Here is a 19070-nt window from a genome sequence, read left to right as displayed (position 1 = left end):
ATTTATCTTAATTTTCTTAAATAACAATTAATTCCTTCGGCGCTAGAGTCAACAATTCGCAACCGTTATCTGTAATTAAGATATCATCTTCAATACGAACGCCGTATTTCCCTTCAATATAAATACCTGGTTCATCAGTCAAGACCATACCAGATTTAATGACTTCTTTCGAAGTTTGGCTAAAATAAGGTTCTTCGTGGATATCCAGTCCGATACCGTGTCCAATACCGTGGGTAAAGTAGTCACCATAGCCTGCCTCGATGATAATATCACGAGGGATTTTGTCAAAGTCGCGGAAACCTAATCCTGCCTTAGCTTGATCAATCAGAGCTTGGTTGGCTTTCAGAACCGTATTGTAAATCTCTGCCTGCTCGTCACTGACATGACCTAAATAAATGGTCCGTGTCATATCACTGACATAGTGGTCGTAGAGGCAGCCGAAGTCCATGGTAATGGCTTCTCCAACTTCAACTGGTTTGTGCATCGGATGAGCATGGGGTTTTGAAGAGTTGATACCACTTGCTAAAATGGTATCAAAAGACAAGCCTGCCGCTCCTAGCTCACGCATGCGGAAATCAAGGAAGTTGGCAATTTCGATCTCAGTTTTTCCAGGTTTGATAAAGTCAAGCGCATCGCGAAAAGCTTGGTCTGAGATAGAACAAGCCTTGCGAATAGTCGCAATCTCTTTCTCATCCTTAATCATACGAAGTGCTTCTACAAACTGAGTCTGTGGAAGCAAGTCGATCCCTGCAAAAGCTGCCTGCATACGATGGTAATAAGAGACCGAAATCTCGTCCTCAAAACCGACGCGAGACAAGCCCATATCCTTAACAATGCCTGCAATGACAGCCAATTCATCACGGTCAGCCACAATCTCAAAACCTGTTACTTCTTGCTTAGCCGCAATGATATAACGAGAGTCTGTCACCAAGACTTGACGGTCACGGCTGATAAAGACTGTTCCATTTGAACCCCAAAAACCAGTCAAATAATAGACGTTTTTAAGGTTGTTGATGATGATACCATCTAGTTCTTTTTCTTGCATTTTAGCTAGAAATGCTTGCACACGTTTATTCATGATGTAACTTTCCTTTCAAATAGTGTCCTGTGTAGCTGGCTTCATTGGCCGCTACTTCTTCTGGGGTTCCTGTTGCAATGATGGTTCCACCACCGACACCGCCCTCAGGTCCTAAGTCAATAATATGGTCTGCCGTCTTGATGACATCCAGATTGTGCTCAATGATGAGGACTGTATTTCCATCGTCGACAAAGCGAGCTAAGACTTTAAGCAAGCGAGCGATGTCCTCAGTATGAAGCCCTGTCGTCGGCTCATCCAGAATATAGAAGGATTTACCTGTCGAGCGTTTGTGGAGTTCACTAGCCAACTTCATACGCTGGGCTTCTCCCCCAGAAAGGGTGGTAGCTGGTTGCCCTAGCGTTACATAGCCCAGCCCCACATCCTTGATGGTCTGAAGTTTGCGTTGAATTTTCGGAATATGTTGGAAGAATTCCACCGCATCGTTGACGGTCATGTCCAAAACCTGCGAGATATTTTTTTCCTTGTAGTGAACTTCAAGGGTTTCACTGTTGTAGCGAGTCCCATGGCAAACTTCACAGGCAACATAAACATCTGGCAAGAAGTGCATCTCAATCTTGATAATCCCGTCACCTGAGCAGGCTTCGCAACGACCACCCTTGACGTTGAAACTGAAACGCCCCTTCTTGTAGCCTCGAATCTTGGCCTCATTTGTCTGGGCAAAGAGGTCACGGATGTCGTCAAAAACTCCCGTATAGGTAGCTGGGTTGGACCTCGGCGTCCGTCCGATAGGGCTCTGGTCAATGTCAATCAAGCGGTCTACACGCTCAATCCCTGTGATAGTTTTAAACTTACCAGGCTTGTCTGAGTTGCGATTGAGTTTTTGAGCAATGGCTTTTTTGAGGATACTGTTGATTAAGGTCGATTTCCCTGAACCTGACACACCTGTCACCGCAATGAATTTTCCTAATGGGAAACGAGCGGTGATATTTTTCAAGTTGTTCTCACGCGCTCCTGTCACTTCGATAAAACGACCATTTCCGGAACGGCGCTCTGCTGGCACTGGAATCGCTCGTTTTCCTGATAAGTACTGGCCTGTGATAGATTTGCTGTTGCGAGCCACCTGTTTTGGCGTTCCTGCAGCAACAATCTCCCCACCAAAAACACCAGCACCAGGGCCGACATCAATCAGATAATCCGCCTCGCGCATGGTATCTTCGTCGTGTTCCACCACGATGAGAGTATTTCCTAAATCGCGCATCTTCTTCAGACTGGCAATCAGTCGGTCATTATCCCTCTGGTGAAGACCGATTGAAGGCTCATCCAGAATATAGAGCACACCTGAGAGGTTGGAACCAATCTGGGTTGCCAAGCGAATACGCTGACTCTCCCCACCTGAAAGAGTTCCTGCCGAACGTGACAGAGTCAGATAGTTGAGACCTACGTTATTGAGGAAGGTCAAGCGATCCTTTATTTCCTTGAGAATGGGACGGGCAATGATGGCTTCATTTTCAGACAAGGTCAGCTGACTCACCAACTCCAAATGGTCTGCGATAGACAGGTCCGATATTTCACCGATATGCGGCCCTTGCTCGCCACCTACACGAACAGACAAGGCCTGGTCATTGAGACGGTAGCCATGGCAAGTTCCGCAGGTCAGCTCATTCATGTAGAGACGCATCTGGGTGCGAGTGTAATCACTGTTAGTCTCATGATAACGACGCTTGATATTATTGACAACCCCCTCAAAAGGAATGTCAATATCGCGCACACCGCCAAATTCATTTTCATAGTGGAAATGGAATTCCTTGCCATCTGAGCCGTAGAGAATCAAGTTTTTATCTTCTTCTGACAAGTCCTCAAAAGGCTTATCCATATCCACTCCAAATGCTGTCATGGCCTGCTCGAGCATGTTTGGATAGTAGTTAGATGAGATAGGATTCCAAGGTGCCAAGGCTCCCTCGCGCAAAGTTTTGCTGGCATCAGGAACCACCAAGTCAACATCCACCTCCAGCTTGATGCCCAAACCATCACACTCACTACAAGAGCCAAAAGGAGCATTAAAGGAGAAGAGACGAGGCTCTAACTCTGGTACGGTAAATCCACAAACCGGGCAGGCATAGTGCTCAGAAAAGAGCAACTCCGAATCGTCCATAGTGTCGATAATCACATAGCCTTCTGCGATACGAAGGGCAGCCTCGATTGAATCAAAGAGACGGCTACGGATGCCCTCCTTGATGACAATGCGGTCAACCACGACATCGATATTGTGTTGCTTGCTCTTAGACAGCTCTGGTACTCCGGTCACATCGTAGACCTCCCCATCCACTCGGACGTGGACATACCCATCTTTCTGAATCTTCTCGATAACACTCTTATGTTGGCCTTTTTTCTTGCGGATGACAGGGGCCAAAATCTGCAAGCGTTGGCGTTCTGGCAATTCCAAAACCTTATCCACGATTTGTTCTACAGAAGAAGCCTTGATAGCCCCATGCCCGTTGATACAGTAAGGCGTCCCCACACGTGCGTAGAGGAGACGCAGATAATCATTGATTTCAGTCGTGGTTCCCACGGTCGAACGAGGGTTTTTGCTGGTGGTTTTCTGGTCAATGGAAATAGCTGGGCTGAGGCCATCAATGGCATCCACATCTGGTTTTTCCATATTGCCCAAAAACTGGCGAGCATAGGCTGATAGACTCTCTACATAGCGACGTTGGCCCTCAGCATAGAGGGTATCAAAGGCCAGACTGGATTTCCCAGAACCTGACAAACCAGTCACAACAACCAGCTTGTCTCTTGGAATCTCCACATCTATATTTTTTAAGTTATGGGCACGAGCCCCATGAATGACAATTTTATCTTGCATCTTTGTTCTTTCTAGTCCATTATTGCTTTCCATTATACCAAAAAATGTGAAATTCTATTACCCAAAAAGCTGTTTTTATAGTATAATAGTACGGTGCAAAAAATGAATCATTGAATAGTAGGAAAGGATAGGGGATATGAAACAAGTTTTTCTCTCAACAACAACTGAATTTAAAGAGATCGACACGCTTGAACCGGGTACTTGGATCAACCTCGTCAATCCTACACAAAATGAATCGTTGGAAATCGCTAACGCCTTCGACATTGACATTGCCGACCTTCGAGCACCACTCGATGCGGAAGAAATGTCCCGTATTACCATCGAAGATGAGTATACTTTGATCATCGTGGACGTTCCCATCACAGAGGAAAGAAACAATCGTACCTACTACGTTACGATTCCGCTGGGGATTATCATCACCGAGGAAACCATTATCACCACCTGCTTGGAATCCCTCCCCGTTCTCGATGTCTTTATCAACCGTAGACTGCGTAACTTTTACACCTTCATGCGTTCACGCTTTATCTTCCAGATTCTCTACCGCAACGCCGAACTTTACCTTACGGCCCTTCGTTCGATCGACCGTAAGAGTGAACAAATCGAAAGTCAACTTCACAAGTCTACTCGAAACGAAGAGCTGATCGAGCTCATGGAATTGGAAAAGACCATCGTCTATTTCAAGGCCTCACTTAAGACGAACGAGCGCGTGATTAAGAAATTGACTAGCGCAACTAGCAATATCAAGAAATACCTAGAAGACGAAGACCTACTCGAAGACACTCTGATTGAAACCCAACAGGCCATCGAGATGGCAGATATCTATGGAAATGTCCTTCACTCTATGACAGAGACCTTTGCCTCTATCATTTCCAACAACCAGAACAACATCATGAAAACCCTGGCTCTCGTGACCATTGTCATGTCTGTCCCAACCATGATCTTCTCAGCCTACGGGATGAACTTTAAGGATAATGAAATCCCTCTAAACGGTGAACCACACGCCTTCTGGTTAATCGTCTTTATCGCCTTTGCTATGAGTGTTTCGCTCACTCTCTATCTCATCCATAAAAAATGGTTCTAAGAGGAATCCCTATGTCTCAGATTGATTTACAGAAACTAACCAAGAAAAACCAAGAATTTATCCACATCGCTACCCAACAATTTATCAAAGATGGTAAAACAGACGCTGAAATCAAGGCTGTCTTTGAGGAAGTCATTCCTAAAATCCTTGAAGAGCAAGCCAAAGGAACGACTGCACGTTCCCTCTACGGGGCTCCAACCCACTGGGCTCATAGCTTCACTGTCAAGGAGCAATACGAAAAAGAGCATCCAAAAGAAAATGACGATCCAAAACTCATGATTATGGACTCAGCCCTTTTTATCACCAGTCTCTTTGCATTGGTTAGCGCTCTGACTACCTTCTTCTCTACAGATCAGGCTATTGGCTATGGGTTGATTACCCTCTTGTTGGTTGGACTTGTAGGAGGACTTGCCTTCTACTTGATGTACTACTTTGTCTACCAGTACTATGGACCAGACACAGACCGTAGCCAACGTCCTCCATTCTGGAAATCAATCCTCGTTATCCTGGCTTCTATGGTCCTTTGGTTGGTTGTCTTCTTTGCAACAAGCTTCCTACCAGCAAACCTCAATCCAGTCCTTGCTCCATTGCCTTTGGCTATCCTGGGAGCTACCCTTCTCGCTCTTCGCTTCTATCTCAAGAAACGTTTCAATATCCGAAGTGCAAGTGCGGGCCCATCACGTTATTAAGAAAAGTGAAAAGCTATGGCATATAGTCAATCTTTAGCTCAGCAGATTCGAAAAATTCTAGCACTCAAACTTCCTCCCCAAATTTTCGAAGAAGAGTTAGAAGAAAAGAAACTGTTTGGTGGCCTGGCCTTTATGATTCGTGGGAAAATGGTCCTTACAGTCAGTTCCAGAAAAGACGAGCTGGTTATGGTGAGAATTGGCAAAGAAATGGAAAAGCAAGTTCTACCCCGAACAGGAGCTCATACTACATTGATGAGAGGGCGACCTTATCATGGCTATATAGACCTAGATATCGAAGGCCAAAAAGAACTTCCTTACTGGATTGATTTAGCCCTCTCCTATAATCAAGAGTTGACCAAGTAACTCACACCTATCGAGATTAGAAAAACGGAAAGCAACTGCACAGGCGGTTGCTTTTTCACTTGCTTTCTTGAAATTCAATAGAACTTCTGAGTCTCATTCTTGTAGTTTTCTCTCATCTTTTGTGATAGAATAGGCTCATACTCAATGAAAATCAAAGAGCAAACTAGGAAGCTAGCCGCAGGCTGCTCAAAACACTGTTTTGAGGTTGCAGATGGAAGCTGACGTGGTTTGAATTTGATTTTCGAAGAGTATCAATCTATTTCTAGGAGGATGAGATATGGTTTCTACTATTGGTATTGTTAGTTTGTCTAGCGGTGTTATTGGAGAGGATTTTGTCAAACACGAAGTCGATTTGGGTCTCCAACGTCTCAAAGATTTGGGACTCAATCCTGTCTTTCTGCCCCATTCGCTAAAAGGGTTAGACTTTATCAAGGACCATCCTGAAGCACGTGCAGAGGATTTGATGCAGGCCTTTTCGGACGATAGCATCGACATGATCCTATGCGCCATCGGTGGGGATGATACCTATCGTTTGCTACCTTATCTTTTTGAAAATGACCAACTCCAAAAGGTTATCAAGCCAAAGATTTTTCTTGGCTTCTCGGATACCACTATGAACCACCTTATGTTGCACAAACTACGGATTAAGACTTTTTATGGGCAATCCTTTCTAGCAGACATTTGTGAATTGGACAAGGAGATGTTGCCCTATAGCTTTCACTACTTTAAAGAATTGATAAAGACGGGAAGAATCTCAGAAATTCGACCTAGTGACGTTTGGTATGAGGAAAGAACTGACTTCAGTCCCAAAGCTTTGGGAACAGCTCGTGTCAGTCATGTAAATACTGGTTTTGACTTGTTACAAGGAAATGCCCAGTTTGAGGGAGAAATTCTCGGAGGTTGCCTTGAATCTCTCTATGATATCTTTGACAACTTTCGATACGCAGACAGCACGGATCTCTGCCAAAAGTATACACTTTTCCCTGACTTATCCGACTGGGAAGGAAAGATTCTCTTGTTAGAAACAAGCGAAGAAAAGCCTGAGCCGGAAAACTTCAAAAAAATGGTGCAGACTTTAAAGGAAACTGGAATATTCGAGGTCATCAGCGGACTCTTGGTCGGAAAGCCAATGGATGAAACCTTCTATGACGACTATAAAGAGGCACTAATGAGCATCGTTGACAGCAATATCCCAATTGTCTATAATCTGAATGTCGGCCACGCCACACCAAGAGCCATTGTACCCTTTGGCGTTCACGCTTATGTGGATGCAAAAGAGCAAGTCATTCGCTTTGACTATAATAAAAAATAAACAATTTCTCCATTTTTATGCTTTTGTATTGATTTTCGCTAATTTCTATGATATCTTTTTGAAGGAGGTGTATATGACTAAACAAAAAATAAATCAAATTGTCGGTTCAATCGGGGCCTTTATCGGGATTATTGTATTTATCGCCTACATCCCACAAATTTTTGCCAATTTACAAGGCAACAAAGCTCAACCATTCCAGCCTTTATCCGCAGCAGTATCTTGTTTAATTTGGGTTATTTACGGGTGGACAAAAGAACCTAAGAAGGATTGGATACTAATTATTCCAAACTCAGCTGGCGTTGTCTTAGGTGGACTGACATTTCTCACTGCACTATAAAAATTACTAGCATATAATCAAAAAGCTGAGAGGAATTTCTCAGCTTTTTCTCTTGTATAACTACTAAAACGTCACATACTACTGATAACTAAAATAATCAAGGGAAGGCTATTGCCTAACATATGAACAACTAGAGGATAATAAATATTCTCTTTTTCTTTCACATAGATGATAGAAAAGGCAATGCCTCCACCTAGATAACCGACTGCACTGACCCACTCTGATAAAGCCAAACTGTGCATATGAGTCAGAGCAAAAACAAGTCCTACCAGAAGAATGCTTAACCAACTTGGCAGACTTTTCTGCAAGTGATGTAACAAGAGCTGACGGAAAAATAGTTCTTCCACCAAAGGTCCTATGATACAGGCGAAAACTGCTATCAGTATTGGTTGTTCTTGAAAGGTACTTTGAATATTCGACTGGTTTAGACCTTGTCCGTCTAGCCCCAAAAACTGTCTCAATATTCCTAAGATAAAGCCAAAGAAAGCAGTCATCAGAATGAGAAATAGCCAGCCTGTTAAGACGCCAAAGAAGAATTTTCTCTTAGTTTTTCTAATCTCATTCCATTGTTGGATTAATCTATCCTTAAATAAAAAAGAACCATACAGAGCTAATACTACATAAACTAGATAATTCGCAATAGCAGATGGCATCAAGAAAGCCAGCAATTTAACGCCATCAAACACAAAAAGAACTGTATAGAGAATCGAAAAAATCAGAATTCCCTTATATTTGTTAGACATCATTTAATTCCCCTTCCACTCACAATCATTCTCGTGGTCGTCAATCAGACCTGCCGCTTGTAAAAAAGCTAAAACTGCGACTGGACCTGTGAATTTGAATCCTTTTTTTTTGAGATCTTGAGATAACTTTTCAGACAAGGCTGTTTTAGCAGGTGCCTGGCGATAGTCAGGGACATCATTGATGATGGTTTTCCCCTCAACAAAAGACCAGAGATAGCTATCAAAAGAACCATGCACCTTCTGAACTTGTAGAAATGCTTGGGCATTGGCACGCGTCGCAAAAATCTTGGCTCGATTTCGGATGATGGCTGGATTATCTAACAGGGATTCCAACTCCCCATCTGCCATCTCTGCGACCGCTTGAATTTGATAGTCATGAAATGCTTCTCGGAAAGCCTGCCGTTTGTTTAGTACCGTTTCCCAAGACAGACCAGCCTGATAGGTCTCCATACAGAGCAGTTCAAAAAGAGCGCGGTCATCATGAAGGGGCTGTCCCCACTCCTGATCGTGGTAGGCGATATAGAGAGGATTGGTCATCTTGACCCACGAACAACGTTTTGGCATATTATTCTCCTATTTTACCAACATCTTAAGAGCTGACTTGATATAGTTCTCAGCTGTATCTGTCGTTCCTTCAAAGAATTTCTTGATTTTCTTGAGCTCCGTCGCCTTGTAGCCTAGTGCCAACATGGCCTCCATGGCTTCTTCCAGTTCTTGGTTTTCAGCACTGGCTTGTACTGCGACTTTGGCAGGAAGGTCATCACTAGCCACGACTACCTTGCCTTCCAAGTCCAGCACCATCTGTTGGGCTGTTTTCTTGCCAATTTTGGGGAACTTGGTCAAGTAGGTGATGTTCTTAGTCTCGATGGCTTGAACCAAGCCAGCATTGTCATCGGCAGCGATAATAGCAAGAGCTGATACAGGTCCAATCCCTGAGACCGAAATCAGACTGAGGAAGAGTTTTTTCTCATCTTCTGAGCGAAAGCCGTAAAGCAGATGGGCATCCTCGCGGACAACTTGGTGCACATAAATTTGAGTTTCTTGATTGACCTGACCTGAGTAAGCATAGGGATTAGATACATGCAAGATATAACCGATACCATTCGCCTCTAGGACTATGTATTTAGCAGTGATTTTGGTAATGATTCCTTTTAAATATTCGTACATAGTTTTTCTCCATTATTTTGCTTATCTAGTATACCATATTTCCCCAAGACAGATGGCAACAAAAGGTGCAACCTCTGGTTGACAAATAGTACAGGAGATTGTATTCTCATTATAAGTAAAAATTGTTAGGATAGAAGTAGAAAAAGGAGGATAGAATAATGAAACTCGCAGAAAAACTATTTGAGCTCAGAAAGGAAAAAGGTTGGTCCCAAGAAAAGCTAGCTGAACAAATCAATGTTTCTCGGCAAAGCATCTCCAAATGGGAGTCTGGACAAGTTCTTCCTGAAATCGAAAAAATCATTGAATTAAGCAAGATTTTTCAAGTGACAACTGACTATCTACTACTAGATGAAAACTCTGAAAAAGCTTCCACAGCAGTGATCTTGGAGGAAGACAAGGACAAATACTATAAAGAGGTTAAATCCTATGGTCTCTGGCAAATGATTTATATTTTCGTCTTGGCTCTGGCTATCTATCTCTTTTTAGCTGGTTCTAGTTTCCCAGCCGAATTCACCGCCTGGATCTGGCTGACCTTCGTTCTCTTGATTGCTTCAGCGATTGCTATCAACAAGGCTCTCAAAACCAAACAACGTTATCTTGATAAGGTGATTGGTCTTGAGACTCCTTCAAACCAAGACAACTCTACGAAACCTTGAGTCAATTGATTCATATTTTTCAGTACTTTTATAGGACTAGTCTTATCAAGCAAGTGTAAACCTCGTGTCAAGTTGCCATGTCCAATCAAAATTCCCACCATAGAAAAACTAAAAAGCCTTGTTCAAAAGGAACAAAGGCTTTTTGTGTTCTTAATACTTCCCCAACTCACGGAGGCTGGTATGATTTTCCTGAATGCGTCGGAACATTTTTTCCATATCCGACTTGGTAAAATGCACCAAAACGGGACGTCCGTGGGGACAGTTATATGGATTGTCACATTGAGAGAGCTGATAAAGGAGCTGTCTGGCTGAGTGGTCATCGATACGATGGTTGGCCTTGATAGACCGCTTGCAGGACATCATGATAGCCAGCTCTGCTCGGTATTTCTTGATCGAAACTTCCTTGGTCAAGAGTAGCATGTCGCACATTTCATAGATACCAGACTCGATTTCTTCCTCTGCCATCCAAATTGGATGTTCACGTAGGATAAATTGATTTTCTCCATACTCTGCTAGAAAGACGCCCACTTCCTCCAAAAGTGGCATTCTTTCCTTGAGACGAAGGGCATCATCCGCTGGAAATTCAAAGATGTAGGGCACTAGGAGTTGCTGCTGGCTCTGGTCAACATTGCCGATGCTTTCACGGTATTCCTCATACTTGACCCGTTCCTGAGCAGCGTGCTGGTCTATGATGTAGAGCCCATCTCGTCCCTGAGCAAAAAGATAAGTCCCGTGCATTTGTCCGAAAAACTCCAACTCTGGGAAACTTGATGATTCCTCTCGCTCCAGCTTGTCATAGGCTTTATCGAGGCTAGCTAGGTCTAACTCTGGATGATCTAGTTGGTCGTAGTTAGCAGGCTTTCTCTCTGCAAAATGTAATTTTGCGGGCTTGGTTAGCTGGTCCAAGGTTTCCTTGGCAAACAGGGTTAAATCCTGTCCTTCATCAGTTAATTCAACCTGATGATCAGCCACCTCAGCTTGACTAGGTTTTGAGAGTTCTGTTTTTTCATAGTAAAGCGTATTTTCTTTTAGTGGGAGAATGGTCTGCTCTACCTTTTGACGATTGCGCACAGTAGATTTGGCAAGATTTTCCAAGGCATCAGGGATCAAGGCTTGCTCTCTGAGACTGTTAGAAATAGCTTCTGAGACTAGCGCCATCAGTTCTTTTTCCTTGGAAATCCGCACTTCTTGTTTGGTTGGATGTACATTGACATCAGCCAGATAAGGATCGATATGGATGTGAATGACAGCCAGTGGAAAACGTCCCACCATGAGCTTGCTTCCGTAACCGTCAAGAATAGCGCGATTGAGCAAGAAGTTCTTGATATAACGCCCGTTGATGAAGAGGCTGATATAGTTACGGTTGGCTCGGGTCAACTCAGGCAAGGACACAAAACCTGAAATTTCGAAATCTAGGTCAGAATTCTCAATTTCAATCATCTTCTTAGCACTCGCCAAACCGTAAATCCCTGCAATAGCTTGGCGGAGTTGACCCGTACCAGCTGTTCGTGTCATTTCCTTGCCATCACTAATCAAGCTAAAAGAAATCTCAGGATGGGCCAACCCTAGACGGTTGACAATATCAATGATATGAGACAATTCCGCTTGCTGGCTCTTCATATACTTGAGGCGGGCAGGCGTGTTGAAAAAGAGGTCCTCCACACAAACTTTGGTCCCCACAGGACTAGTCGCTGGGATGACTTCCTCAACTTCACCCCCACGCGCAACGAGCTTGGTCCCATGACTCGCACCATCCACCGCCGTCAACAGAGTCAGCACACTAACAGAAGCGATAGAGGGCAGAGCTTCACCACGAAAACCAAGCGTCCGAATCCGAAAGAGATCAGCCTGATTTTTTATCTTACTGGTCGCATGACGACGGAGAGCCAATTCCACCTCATCGTGGGCAATTCCATGGCCATTATCTGTGATTTGGATTTTCTTGAGACCAGCTTCTTCAATCTCAATGATAATCTGGCTAGAACCAGCGTCAATGGCATTTTCTACCAACTCTTTAACTACACTGGCAGGACGTTCGATGACTTCTCCTGCCGCTATCTGGTTTGCCAGCACCTCTGGCAATTCAATAATATGAGACATCTTTCAGCCCCTTTCTGTATCTATTTTCCTAGAAATTGATCAGTGCTATTATACCATATTTCAGATGCTATCAGAAAAAGCAAATACCACATAGACTCCAAATCCCTCCACATAGACAAAAGCTCTTGCCAGAGGTCGTAAAATAGTGTTTAATAAAGGTGTACAGGAAGTGATCACAACCTTGTATAACTGAAAAGGAGGGAATTTATGAAAGTAGAACTACAGATTAAGGAGACGTACAAGGAAGAAAAGCTGATTGTCCAAGCACCTCAAGAAACTAAAAAAGTCCAAAAAGTCATCGAGTTCGCTAAAAATCTTGACCAAAAAGAAACAATCAAAGGTAAGATTGATGATCAGGTCTATCTAGTTGAAATTGGCAAGATTCAGCGTTTTTATACAGAGAATCGAAAGGTTCTTGCAGAAACTACCAGTCAGACCTACAGCATTGATTTGCGACTCTATCAAGTCCTTGAAATCTTACCGACCACTTTTATCCAAATTTCCCAATCTGAAATCGTCAATATCGACTCCATCTCTCATCTCAAGCTCACGCCCAACGGTCTGGTTGAAATTTTCTTGAAAAACGAAAGCTTCACCTACTCTTCACGCCGTTACCTAAAAACCATCAAGGAGAAATTAGAACTATGAAAAAACAGGTATTTCACGATGCAGCTGCTGGTGTTCTTATCGGCCTCATCCTCTCTATCCTCTTTTCACTCATGTATGCACCAAATACCTATGCCCCACTGAGTCCCGATTCTCTAGTCGGACAAGTGATGGTGGAACATCAGGTTCACGGTGCCTTGGTCTTGCTCTACTGTATGATCATCTGGTCAGCTATCGGCGTTCTCTTTAGCTTTGGCAGTCGCTTATTCAGCCGTGACTGGAGCTTGCTCCGTGCCACACTTTCCCATTTCTTCCTCATGCTGGCTGGCTTTGTTCCACTAGCAACTCTGGCTGGTTGGTTCCCCTTCCACTGGACCTTTTATCTCCAACTCATTCCAGAGTTTGCGATCGTCTACCTCATCATCTGGGTTATTCTCTATAAAAGAGAAGCAAAAAAAGTAGACCACATCAATCAACTCTTGGCTCATAAAAAGTAATAGAAAAATCCCACTCACAAAAATGTGAGTGGGCTCTTTTTATAACTTTTGTTTGAACTCAACTAAGACATTCATAGCCTGCATAGGTGTCATGTTGTACACATCCAGTTGAGCTAATTCTGCTAGGATAGGATGTTCTGCTGGCGTATCAAAGAGAGAAATCTGTTCCGTGACGGCGCTAGTTTGCCTCATCGGAGCTGGACTTTCTCCCCCTTGACTCTCCAGTTGCGTTAAAATCTTATCCGCTCTTGCTAAAAGTTCTCCTGGTAAGCCAGCAATCTTAGCAACATGGATACCATAGGATTTATCAGCAGGTCCTGGTTCGATCTTGTGAAGGAAGGTGACATGCCCACCCTGTTCTAAGGTTGCCACATGGACATTGACCAAGTGTTCCAAACTGGACTCCAGACTGGTCAACTCATGGTAGTGGGTCGCAAAGAGGGTTTTGGCTCCGATATGTTCATGAATGTATTCGATGATGGACTGGGCAAGAGCCATCCCGTCATAAGTCGCAGTTCCGCGTCCCAATTCATCGAAGAGAATGAGTGAGTTCTTGGTCGCATGCGAAATGGCATTATTGGCCTCCATCATCTCTACCATGAAGGTTGATTGACCTGAAACCAAATCATCTGCTGCTCCGATACGGGTAAAGATGGCATCGAAGATAGGCAAATGGGCGCTCTCTGCCGGCACATAAGAACCCAGCTGGGCCATAACCGCAGTCATGGCTAGCTGGCGCATGTAGGTAGACTTCCCGCTCATGTTGGGTCCTGTAATCAGTTGAATGCTGGTATCTTCTGACATCTGGATACTGTTTGGAATATAGGACTGCGCTCCCATAACCTTTTCGACGACAGCATGGCGCCCTTTCTGGATATCAATTTGTGAATTGTCTCCAAACTCAGGTCGGATCAAATGCTGGGTTTCAGCCACAACCGCCAGACTTTGCAAGACATCAACGGTTGCAATTCCTTGGGCTAGAGCCTGCAAACGCTGGATGTACTTGCTGACTTCCTCACGGATACGCATAAAGATTTCATACTCTAGGTTGGCTGACTTCTCACGCGCCTCCAGCATATCTCCCTCGATACGGGCTAATTCCTCGGTGCCAAAGCGTTCTGAGTTTTTCAGCGTTGCCTTGCGGAAAAAGTGGGCTGGCACATTTCCCAGTTGCGAATTGGTCACATGGAAATAGTAACCGTCCTTTTTATTGTAGTCAATCTTAAGCGTGCTGATGCCTGAGTTTTCTCTCTCCTTAGCCTCAATCTCAGCAATCCAACTAGTCCCTTCTCTGAGCACTCGGCGGTATTTATCCAAGGTCTCATCAAATCCCGTACGGATAATGCCGCCTTCCGTAATCACATGAGGAGCTTCAGGAGCAATCGCTGCGCTAATCAAGCTCTCCAACTCAGGAATGGCATCTAACTGTGCGATGAGATAGGCCAGAGCAGGTTGCTCCATCCCCTCTAAAATCGCTCGAATCCGTGGCACACTGGATAAGGTAGTCGCCAACTGCAAGAGATCCTTGGGATTGGTCTTGCCAAAAGAAACCCGACTAGCCAAACGTTCGATGTCATAAACACCCTTGAGGCTGTCCGTTAAATCACTGCGCTCAAAGAAGTGATCAAGAAAGACCTGCACCACCTCTTGACGCTGAACGATTCTCTCCTTATCAATCAAGGGACGATGGATCCAAGAACGCAAAAGGCGCATGCCCATAGCTGTTTTAGTTTCATCCAAAAGCCAGAAAAGACTGCCTTGCTTTTTGCCTGAACGAGCATTCTCAACCAAATCCAAACTAGCCTTGGTCGCATAGTCCATCTGTAAGAAATCTTTGATTTCATAGCGGATAACTGGTTTGAGGTGATTCAATTCCCGCATCTGAGTCCGGTGAACGTACTGGAGCAACTTACTAGCTGCCGCTTGCTCCACAGCAGCCAAACGTGAATCCAGTAAATGGACATCCTCAAAACCTTCTTTCTCGTAGGAAAGTACCAGATTCATCTGACGGCTGAGGATTTGTTCTTCTTCCTCAGATAAGTCATATCCTAGCACCACTTCTCGGGCCTTGAGATTACGGATTTCCCCACAAACGAGGGTAAAGTCCAATAGACCCGTCACATAAAAATCACCCGTCACCAGGTCCATATAAGCTAGACCAAATTGATTGCCATCACGATCTAGAGCAACCAGAAAGTTATTCTGACTATCGGGCTTACTGCTATCGACGACCGTTCCAGGTGTGATGACCTGAACCACCTCGCGCTTAACCACCCCAACTGCTTGTTTGGGATCTTCCATCTGCTCAGCAATGGCAACTTTATAGCCCTGCTCAATCAGAACATCGATATACTGCTGGGCAGAATGATAGGGAACACCAGCCATGGGTATCGGATTTTCTGCATTTTTATTACGACTGGTCAGTGAAATCTCTAAAATCTGCGCCGCATTGACCGCATCTTCGTAAAACAGCTCATAAAAATCACCCATCCGAAAGAGCAGAAAAGCATCTGGATATTGCTTTTTAATATCCACATACTGCTGCATACCAGGTGATAGTTTTTCTGTCGTCATATTGGCTCTCTCCTTGTCAAAAATAAGGCTTGGGAACAAGTCCCAAAACCCTATTTATCCTTCATCAAATCTAGCAGACGCTCTTCCATGAGCTTGGCAACATGCTGGTCTCGACAAATAACCAGTAAGGTATTGGCACCAGCAACCGTCCCTAAAATCGCCTCGTCCTTATTTTCATCAACAATATTTGCTAACACGGCCGCTTCTCCCAGCTTGGTATGAAGTACCAAAGTAAACTCTGCTCTCGCAACCCCTTCTAAATGATGCGACAAAAACTCTACCAAATCAATCTTTTCTGTTTCATTCGCTAGCACATAATATACCATACCATTTTTCTTAACCTTGATCAAGCCGATTTCGCGCAAATCGCGAGACAAGGTCGTTTGCGTCACAAAGACATTCCGAACTTCTAGGCGATCTTGGATATCCTTTTGTGTAGCTAGTTTTTCCTCAGTGATCATCTTTTTAATCAACTGGTGTCGTTCTTTTTTTCTCATATCAACCTCTTACATGAATATTTATAACCGATTTCGGGTTTATTTTTAGATATAATTATACCAAAAAAACTGAATAATTCAAAAAAATCTTTCTTCTTTCACTAAATTTATGATAAAATAGAATAAAAGTCCAAAAGGAGCCTACTTATGAGTACAAAAAAACTGATTGCTAGTGAATTGGCTAGCGTCATCGATAGCCTAGATCAAGAGGCTATTTTAAATTTACTAGAACAACCAAAAAACTCTGACATGGGAGATATCGCTTTCCCTGCTTTCTCACTTGCAAAAGTCGAACGCAAAGCCCCTCAAATGATTGCTGCTGAAATCGCTGAAAAAATCAACAGCCAAGCCTTTGAAAAAGTTGTTGCAACTGGCCCTTACGTCAACTTCTTCCTTGATAAATCTGCCATTTCTGGAGCAGTTATCAAAGAGATCATCGAAAAAGGATCTGACTACGCTCAACAAACGGAAGGCAAAGAGCAAAATATCACGATTGACCTATCAAGTCCAAACATCGCAAAACCTTTCTCAGTAGGTCACTTACGTTCAACTGTTATCGGAGATGCTCTTTCTAATATCTTTAAGAAAATGGGCTACAACACTATTAAAATCAACCACCTTGGAGACTGGGGTAAACAGTTTGGTCTTCTCATGGTTGCTTATAAAAAATGGGGAAGTAAGGAAGCCGTAGAAGCTAATCCAATTGACGAATTGTTAAAATTGTACGTTCGCATCAATGCTGAAATCGAAAACGACCCAGCTCTTGATGAGGAAGGACGTCTTTGGTTTAAAAAATTGGAAGACGGTGATCCAGAAGCAACTCAACTCTGGCAATGGTTCCGTGACGAAAGTTTGGTTGAGTTCAACCGCATTTACAAACTGTTGAACGTTGAATTTGACAGCTTAAACGGGGAAGCCTTCTATAATGACAAGATGGACGAAGCCGTGCAAATCCTTGAAGAAAAAGGTTTGCTAGAAGAATCACGCGGCGCTAGCATTGTCAACCTAGATGATGTCGAACTGCCACCTGCTATGATTAAAAAATCTGACGGTGCAACCCTCTACATCACACGTGATATTGCGACAGCTATCTACCGTGCACGTACTTACAATTTTGTTAAGAATATCTATGCGGTTGGTCAAGAGCAGTCTAACCACTTTAAACAGTTAAAAGCCGTCTTGAAAAAAATGGGATTTGACTGGAGCGATGATATGATTCATGTAGACTTCGGTTTGGTAACCAAGAACCGTCAAAAGCTCTCTACTCGTAAGGGAAATATTATCCTGCTCGAACCTACTCTTCAAGAAGCTATCAGCCGTGCTAAAGCACAAATTGAAGCGAAAAATCCTGATCTCGAAAACAAAGAGCAGGTTGCCCAAGCTGTCGGAGTAGGAGCTGTTAAATTCTACGACCTCAAGACTGACCGCCGAAATGGTTACGACTTTGACCTCGAAGCTATGGTTTCCTTTGAAGGAGAAACTGGTCCATACATCCAATACGCTTACGCTCGTATCCAATCTCTCCTTAGAAAAGCAGACTTCCAACCAAATGCTCAAGCAAATTACAGTCTAAATGATGCTGAAAGCTGGGAAATTATCAAACTTCTCCAAGACTTTGCCCGTGTCATCAAACGCGCATCTGTTAACTATGATCCATCGCTCATTGCCAAGTATGCAATCAGCTTAGCTCAAGCTTTCAATAAATACTATGCCCACACTCGTATTCTGGATGAAAGCCCAGAGCGCGACAGCCGTCTAGCCCTCAGCTACGCAACAGCTGTTGTTCTCAAAGAAGCCCTTCGTTTGCTTGGAGTAGAAGCACCAGAGAAGATGTGATTCAGTACTAACAATTGGAACTAAAGTTCCTAATTGTTAGACGCTAGCCGCTTATGCTTATATGCGAACTAGCTAACTGCTTCACTAGTCATGACCCCTAAATATAATCGATTTAGAGGCCATGACGTCGTAACTATGGTGATTTGGCTAGGCGCTTCACTAATTCACATAAATAAACAGCGATTTGTTTATGTCATAATAATAAAAAACTAGACCTTTCAAGTATATCATCGAATTATCTAGTCTCTTGTGCGGGATGCCTGCCATGCAATTCTAGTCACCTAATAGAAAAGCGAAATGTTTCTTTCGCTTTTCTTATGTCATCAACTTTTTTATCAAATCAGGAGAAATTTTATGAGCCAGTATGCTTATATCTTAGTTCTTATCAGTCTTGTCGTTCTTTTTCTCATCAATAAGTACGAAAAAGAAAAACTTCAACAACTCCTTCAGGAACAGCTTCTGAAGGACGAAGCTTTCAAAACAGACATACGCGAAAGGATCCAAACAACGGAAAATATCAATGATGTGATTGACTACATCAATAAAGGTTACCGTTTGGGACTCCTGCTTTCTAAGGAAATCACTGAGCAACTGAAATAAGGGAATCCGAGAAGCTTTCTTCTCGGATTTTTTACTCCCATCAATACCATTTCCTTGTGATAATCATATCTTTCATATGATTTTTCTGAAATTTTCTAAATTTTTCAAAA

The 19070-nt window shown here is 43.4% G+C and carries 18 protein-coding genes; 10 read left to right on the top strand and 8 right to left on the bottom strand.

The window, feature by feature from the left end; translation table 11 throughout:
* Positions 1–16: 16 nt before the first annotated feature.
* Together HMPREF0850_RS05055 and uvrA are read right to left on the bottom strand one after the other, a co-directional pair.
* Complete coding sequence (locus HMPREF0850_RS05055; RefSeq protein ID WP_001042873.1) at positions 17–1078, bottom strand: M24 family metallopeptidase; 1062 nt, start codon at positions 1076–1078, stop codon at positions 17–19.
* Positions 1071–3902 carry an excinuclease ABC subunit UvrA gene (gene uvrA, locus HMPREF0850_RS05050; RefSeq protein ID WP_001152851.1) on the bottom strand — a complete coding sequence of 944 codons (2832 nt, stop codon included), beginning with the start codon at positions 3900–3902 and terminating at the stop codon, positions 1071–1073. The genes HMPREF0850_RS05055 and uvrA overlap by 8 nt, the downstream gene beginning before the upstream one ends.
* A 136-nt stretch (positions 3903–4038) precedes the next feature.
* Between uvrA and HMPREF0850_RS05045 the strand changes: the two genes are divergently transcribed.
* The 5 genes from HMPREF0850_RS05045 (at position 4039) to HMPREF0850_RS05025 (ending at position 7684) form a co-directional block, all read left to right on the top strand.
* A complete protein-coding gene (locus tag HMPREF0850_RS05045; RefSeq protein ID WP_000815620.1) occupies positions 4039–4983 on the top strand; it encodes a magnesium transporter CorA family protein in 945 nt (314 codons plus the stop codon).
* 11 nt (positions 4984–4994) lie between these two features.
* Positions 4995–5672 (top strand): DUF1129 domain-containing protein, encoded by a 678-nt coding sequence (locus tag HMPREF0850_RS05040; protein WP_000077995.1) that lies wholly within the window; start codon positions 4995–4997, stop codon positions 5670–5672.
* A 15-nt stretch (positions 5673–5687) separates the two neighbouring features.
* Positions 5688–6035: a TfoX/Sxy family protein gene (locus HMPREF0850_RS05035; protein ID WP_000331825.1), complete on the top strand. Its 348-nt coding sequence runs from the start codon at positions 5688–5690 to the stop codon at positions 6033–6035.
* Positions 6036–6312: 277 nt separating this feature from the next.
* The gene (locus HMPREF0850_RS05030; RefSeq protein ID WP_000255135.1) at positions 6313–7347 is read left to right on the top strand and encodes a S66 family peptidase; all 1035 of its coding nucleotides are present in this window, start codon (positions 6313–6315) and stop codon (positions 7345–7347) included.
* Between the two features lie 73 nt (positions 7348–7420).
* A complete protein-coding gene (locus HMPREF0850_RS05025; protein WP_000166112.1) occupies positions 7421–7684 on the top strand; it encodes a SemiSWEET family transporter in 264 nt (87 codons plus the stop codon).
* A 71-nt stretch (positions 7685–7755) separates the two neighbouring features.
* Here HMPREF0850_RS05025 and HMPREF0850_RS05020 read toward each other — a convergent pair whose 3' ends face one another.
* From HMPREF0850_RS05020 to ruvA, 3 genes are read right to left on the bottom strand one after another with little or no spacing between them, the layout of a single operon-like run.
* The gene (locus HMPREF0850_RS05020) at positions 7756–8430 is read right to left on the bottom strand and encodes a CPBP family intramembrane glutamic endopeptidase (protein ID WP_000987439.1); all 675 of its coding nucleotides are present in this window, start codon (positions 8428–8430) and stop codon (positions 7756–7758) included.
* Positions 8431–8991, bottom strand: a complete 561-nt coding sequence (locus HMPREF0850_RS05015; protein ID WP_001126066.1) for a DNA-3-methyladenine glycosylase I — start codon at positions 8989–8991, stop codon at positions 8431–8433.
* 9 nt (positions 8992–9000) lie between these two features.
* The gene (gene ruvA / locus HMPREF0850_RS05010; protein WP_000273414.1) at positions 9001–9594 is read right to left on the bottom strand and encodes a Holliday junction branch migration protein RuvA; all 594 of its coding nucleotides are present in this window, start codon (positions 9592–9594) and stop codon (positions 9001–9003) included.
* 158 nt (positions 9595–9752) lie between these two features.
* Here ruvA and HMPREF0850_RS05005 point away from each other — a divergent pair, with 158 nt between their 5' ends.
* Positions 9753–10250: a helix-turn-helix domain-containing protein gene (locus HMPREF0850_RS05005; RefSeq protein WP_000761360.1), complete on the top strand. Its 498-nt coding sequence runs from the start codon at positions 9753–9755 to the stop codon at positions 10248–10250.
* Positions 10251–10400: 150 nt separating this feature from the next.
* On the opposite strand, the gene mutL is transcribed toward HMPREF0850_RS05005, so the two are convergent.
* Positions 10401–12350 carry a DNA mismatch repair endonuclease MutL gene (gene mutL / locus HMPREF0850_RS05000; RefSeq protein ID WP_000018193.1) on the bottom strand — a complete coding sequence of 650 codons (1950 nt, stop codon included), beginning with the start codon at positions 12348–12350 and terminating at the stop codon, positions 10401–10403.
* Between the two features lie 207 nt (positions 12351–12557).
* Between mutL and HMPREF0850_RS04995 the strand changes: the two genes are divergently transcribed.
* Together HMPREF0850_RS04995 and HMPREF0850_RS04990 are read left to right on the top strand one after the other, a co-directional pair.
* A complete protein-coding gene (locus HMPREF0850_RS04995; protein ID WP_000861949.1) occupies positions 12558–12998 on the top strand; it encodes a LytTR family DNA-binding domain-containing protein in 441 nt (146 codons plus the stop codon).
* On the top strand, positions 12995–13453 hold the full coding sequence (locus HMPREF0850_RS04990; protein ID WP_000745057.1) for a DUF3021 domain-containing protein: 459 nt from the start codon (positions 12995–12997) through the stop codon (positions 13451–13453). Before HMPREF0850_RS04995 ends, HMPREF0850_RS04990 begins: the two co-directional genes overlap by 4 nt.
* Before the next feature lie 39 nt (positions 13454–13492).
* Here the strand turns inward: HMPREF0850_RS04990 and mutS are convergent, their stop codons facing one another.
* Positions 13493–16027, bottom strand: a complete 2535-nt coding sequence (gene mutS, locus HMPREF0850_RS04985) for a DNA mismatch repair protein MutS (protein WP_000206074.1) — start codon at positions 16025–16027, stop codon at positions 13493–13495.
* Positions 16028–16077: 50 nt separating this feature from the next.
* On the bottom strand, positions 16078–16524 hold the full coding sequence (argR, locus tag HMPREF0850_RS04980; RefSeq protein WP_001227366.1) for an arginine repressor: 447 nt from the start codon (positions 16522–16524) through the stop codon (positions 16078–16080).
* Positions 16525–16671: 147 nt separating this feature from the next.
* On the opposite strand from argR, the gene argS reads away from it, so the two are divergent.
* Positions 16672–18360 carry an arginine--tRNA ligase gene (argS, locus tag HMPREF0850_RS04975; protein ID WP_000104869.1) on the top strand — a complete coding sequence of 563 codons (1689 nt, stop codon included), beginning with the start codon at positions 16672–16674 and terminating at the stop codon, positions 18358–18360.
* Between the two features lie 354 nt (positions 18361–18714).
* Positions 18715–18960: a hypothetical protein gene (locus HMPREF0850_RS04970; protein WP_000084853.1), complete on the top strand. Its 246-nt coding sequence runs from the start codon at positions 18715–18717 to the stop codon at positions 18958–18960.
* Positions 18961–19070: the final 110 nt, after the last annotated feature.

Source organism: Streptococcus sp. M143, assembly GCF_000162495.1.
Taxonomy (GTDB): domain Bacteria; phylum Bacillota; class Bacilli; order Lactobacillales; family Streptococcaceae; genus Streptococcus; species Streptococcus dentisani.
The sequence above is the reverse complement of the archived record's forward strand: the minus strand, read 5'-3'. Positions and strand labels throughout refer to the sequence as shown.

Bases quoted from the DNA above. Each gene is read 5' to 3' on its own strand.
- HMPREF0850_RS05055 (WP_001042873.1), bottom strand. From the start codon at position 1,078: ATGAATAAACGTGTGCAAGCATTTCTAGCTAAAATGCAAGAAAAAGAA.
- uvrA (WP_001152851.1), bottom strand. From the start codon at position 3,902: ATGCAAGATAAAATTGTCATTCATGGGGCTCGTGCCCATAACTTAAAA.
- HMPREF0850_RS05045 (WP_000815620.1), top strand. From the start codon at position 4,039: ATGAAACAAGTTTTTCTCTCAACAACAACTGAATTTAAAGAGATCGAC.
- HMPREF0850_RS05040 (WP_000077995.1), top strand. From the start codon at position 4,995: ATGTCTCAGATTGATTTACAGAAACTAACCAAGAAAAACCAAGAATTT.
- HMPREF0850_RS05035 (WP_000331825.1), top strand. From the start codon at position 5,688: ATGGCATATAGTCAATCTTTAGCTCAGCAGATTCGAAAAATTCTAGCA.
- HMPREF0850_RS05030 (WP_000255135.1), top strand. From the start codon at position 6,313: ATGGTTTCTACTATTGGTATTGTTAGTTTGTCTAGCGGTGTTATTGGA.
- HMPREF0850_RS05025 (WP_000166112.1), top strand. From the start codon at position 7,421: ATGACTAAACAAAAAATAAATCAAATTGTCGGTTCAATCGGGGCCTTT.
- HMPREF0850_RS05020 (WP_000987439.1), bottom strand. From the start codon at position 8,430: ATGATGTCTAACAAATATAAGGGAATTCTGATTTTTTCGATTCTCTAT.
- HMPREF0850_RS05015 (WP_001126066.1), bottom strand. From the start codon at position 8,991: ATGCCAAAACGTTGTTCGTGGGTCAAGATGACCAATCCTCTCTATATC.
- ruvA (WP_000273414.1), bottom strand. From the start codon at position 9,594: ATGTACGAATATTTAAAAGGAATCATTACCAAAATCACTGCTAAATAC.
- HMPREF0850_RS05005 (WP_000761360.1), top strand. From the start codon at position 9,753: ATGAAACTCGCAGAAAAACTATTTGAGCTCAGAAAGGAAAAAGGTTGG.
- mutL (WP_000018193.1), bottom strand. From the start codon at position 12,350: ATGTCTCATATTATTGAATTGCCAGAGGTGCTGGCAAACCAGATAGCG.
- HMPREF0850_RS04995 (WP_000861949.1), top strand. From the start codon at position 12,558: ATGAAAGTAGAACTACAGATTAAGGAGACGTACAAGGAAGAAAAGCTG.
- HMPREF0850_RS04990 (WP_000745057.1), top strand. From the start codon at position 12,995: ATGAAAAAACAGGTATTTCACGATGCAGCTGCTGGTGTTCTTATCGGC.
- mutS (WP_000206074.1), bottom strand. From the start codon at position 16,027: ATGACGACAGAAAAACTATCACCTGGTATGCAGCAGTATGTGGATATT.
- argR (WP_001227366.1), bottom strand. From the start codon at position 16,524: ATGAGAAAAAAAGAACGACACCAGTTGATTAAAAAGATGATCACTGAG.
- argS (WP_000104869.1), top strand. From the start codon at position 16,672: ATGAGTACAAAAAAACTGATTGCTAGTGAATTGGCTAGCGTCATCGAT.
- HMPREF0850_RS04970 (WP_000084853.1), top strand. From the start codon at position 18,715: ATGAGCCAGTATGCTTATATCTTAGTTCTTATCAGTCTTGTCGTTCTT.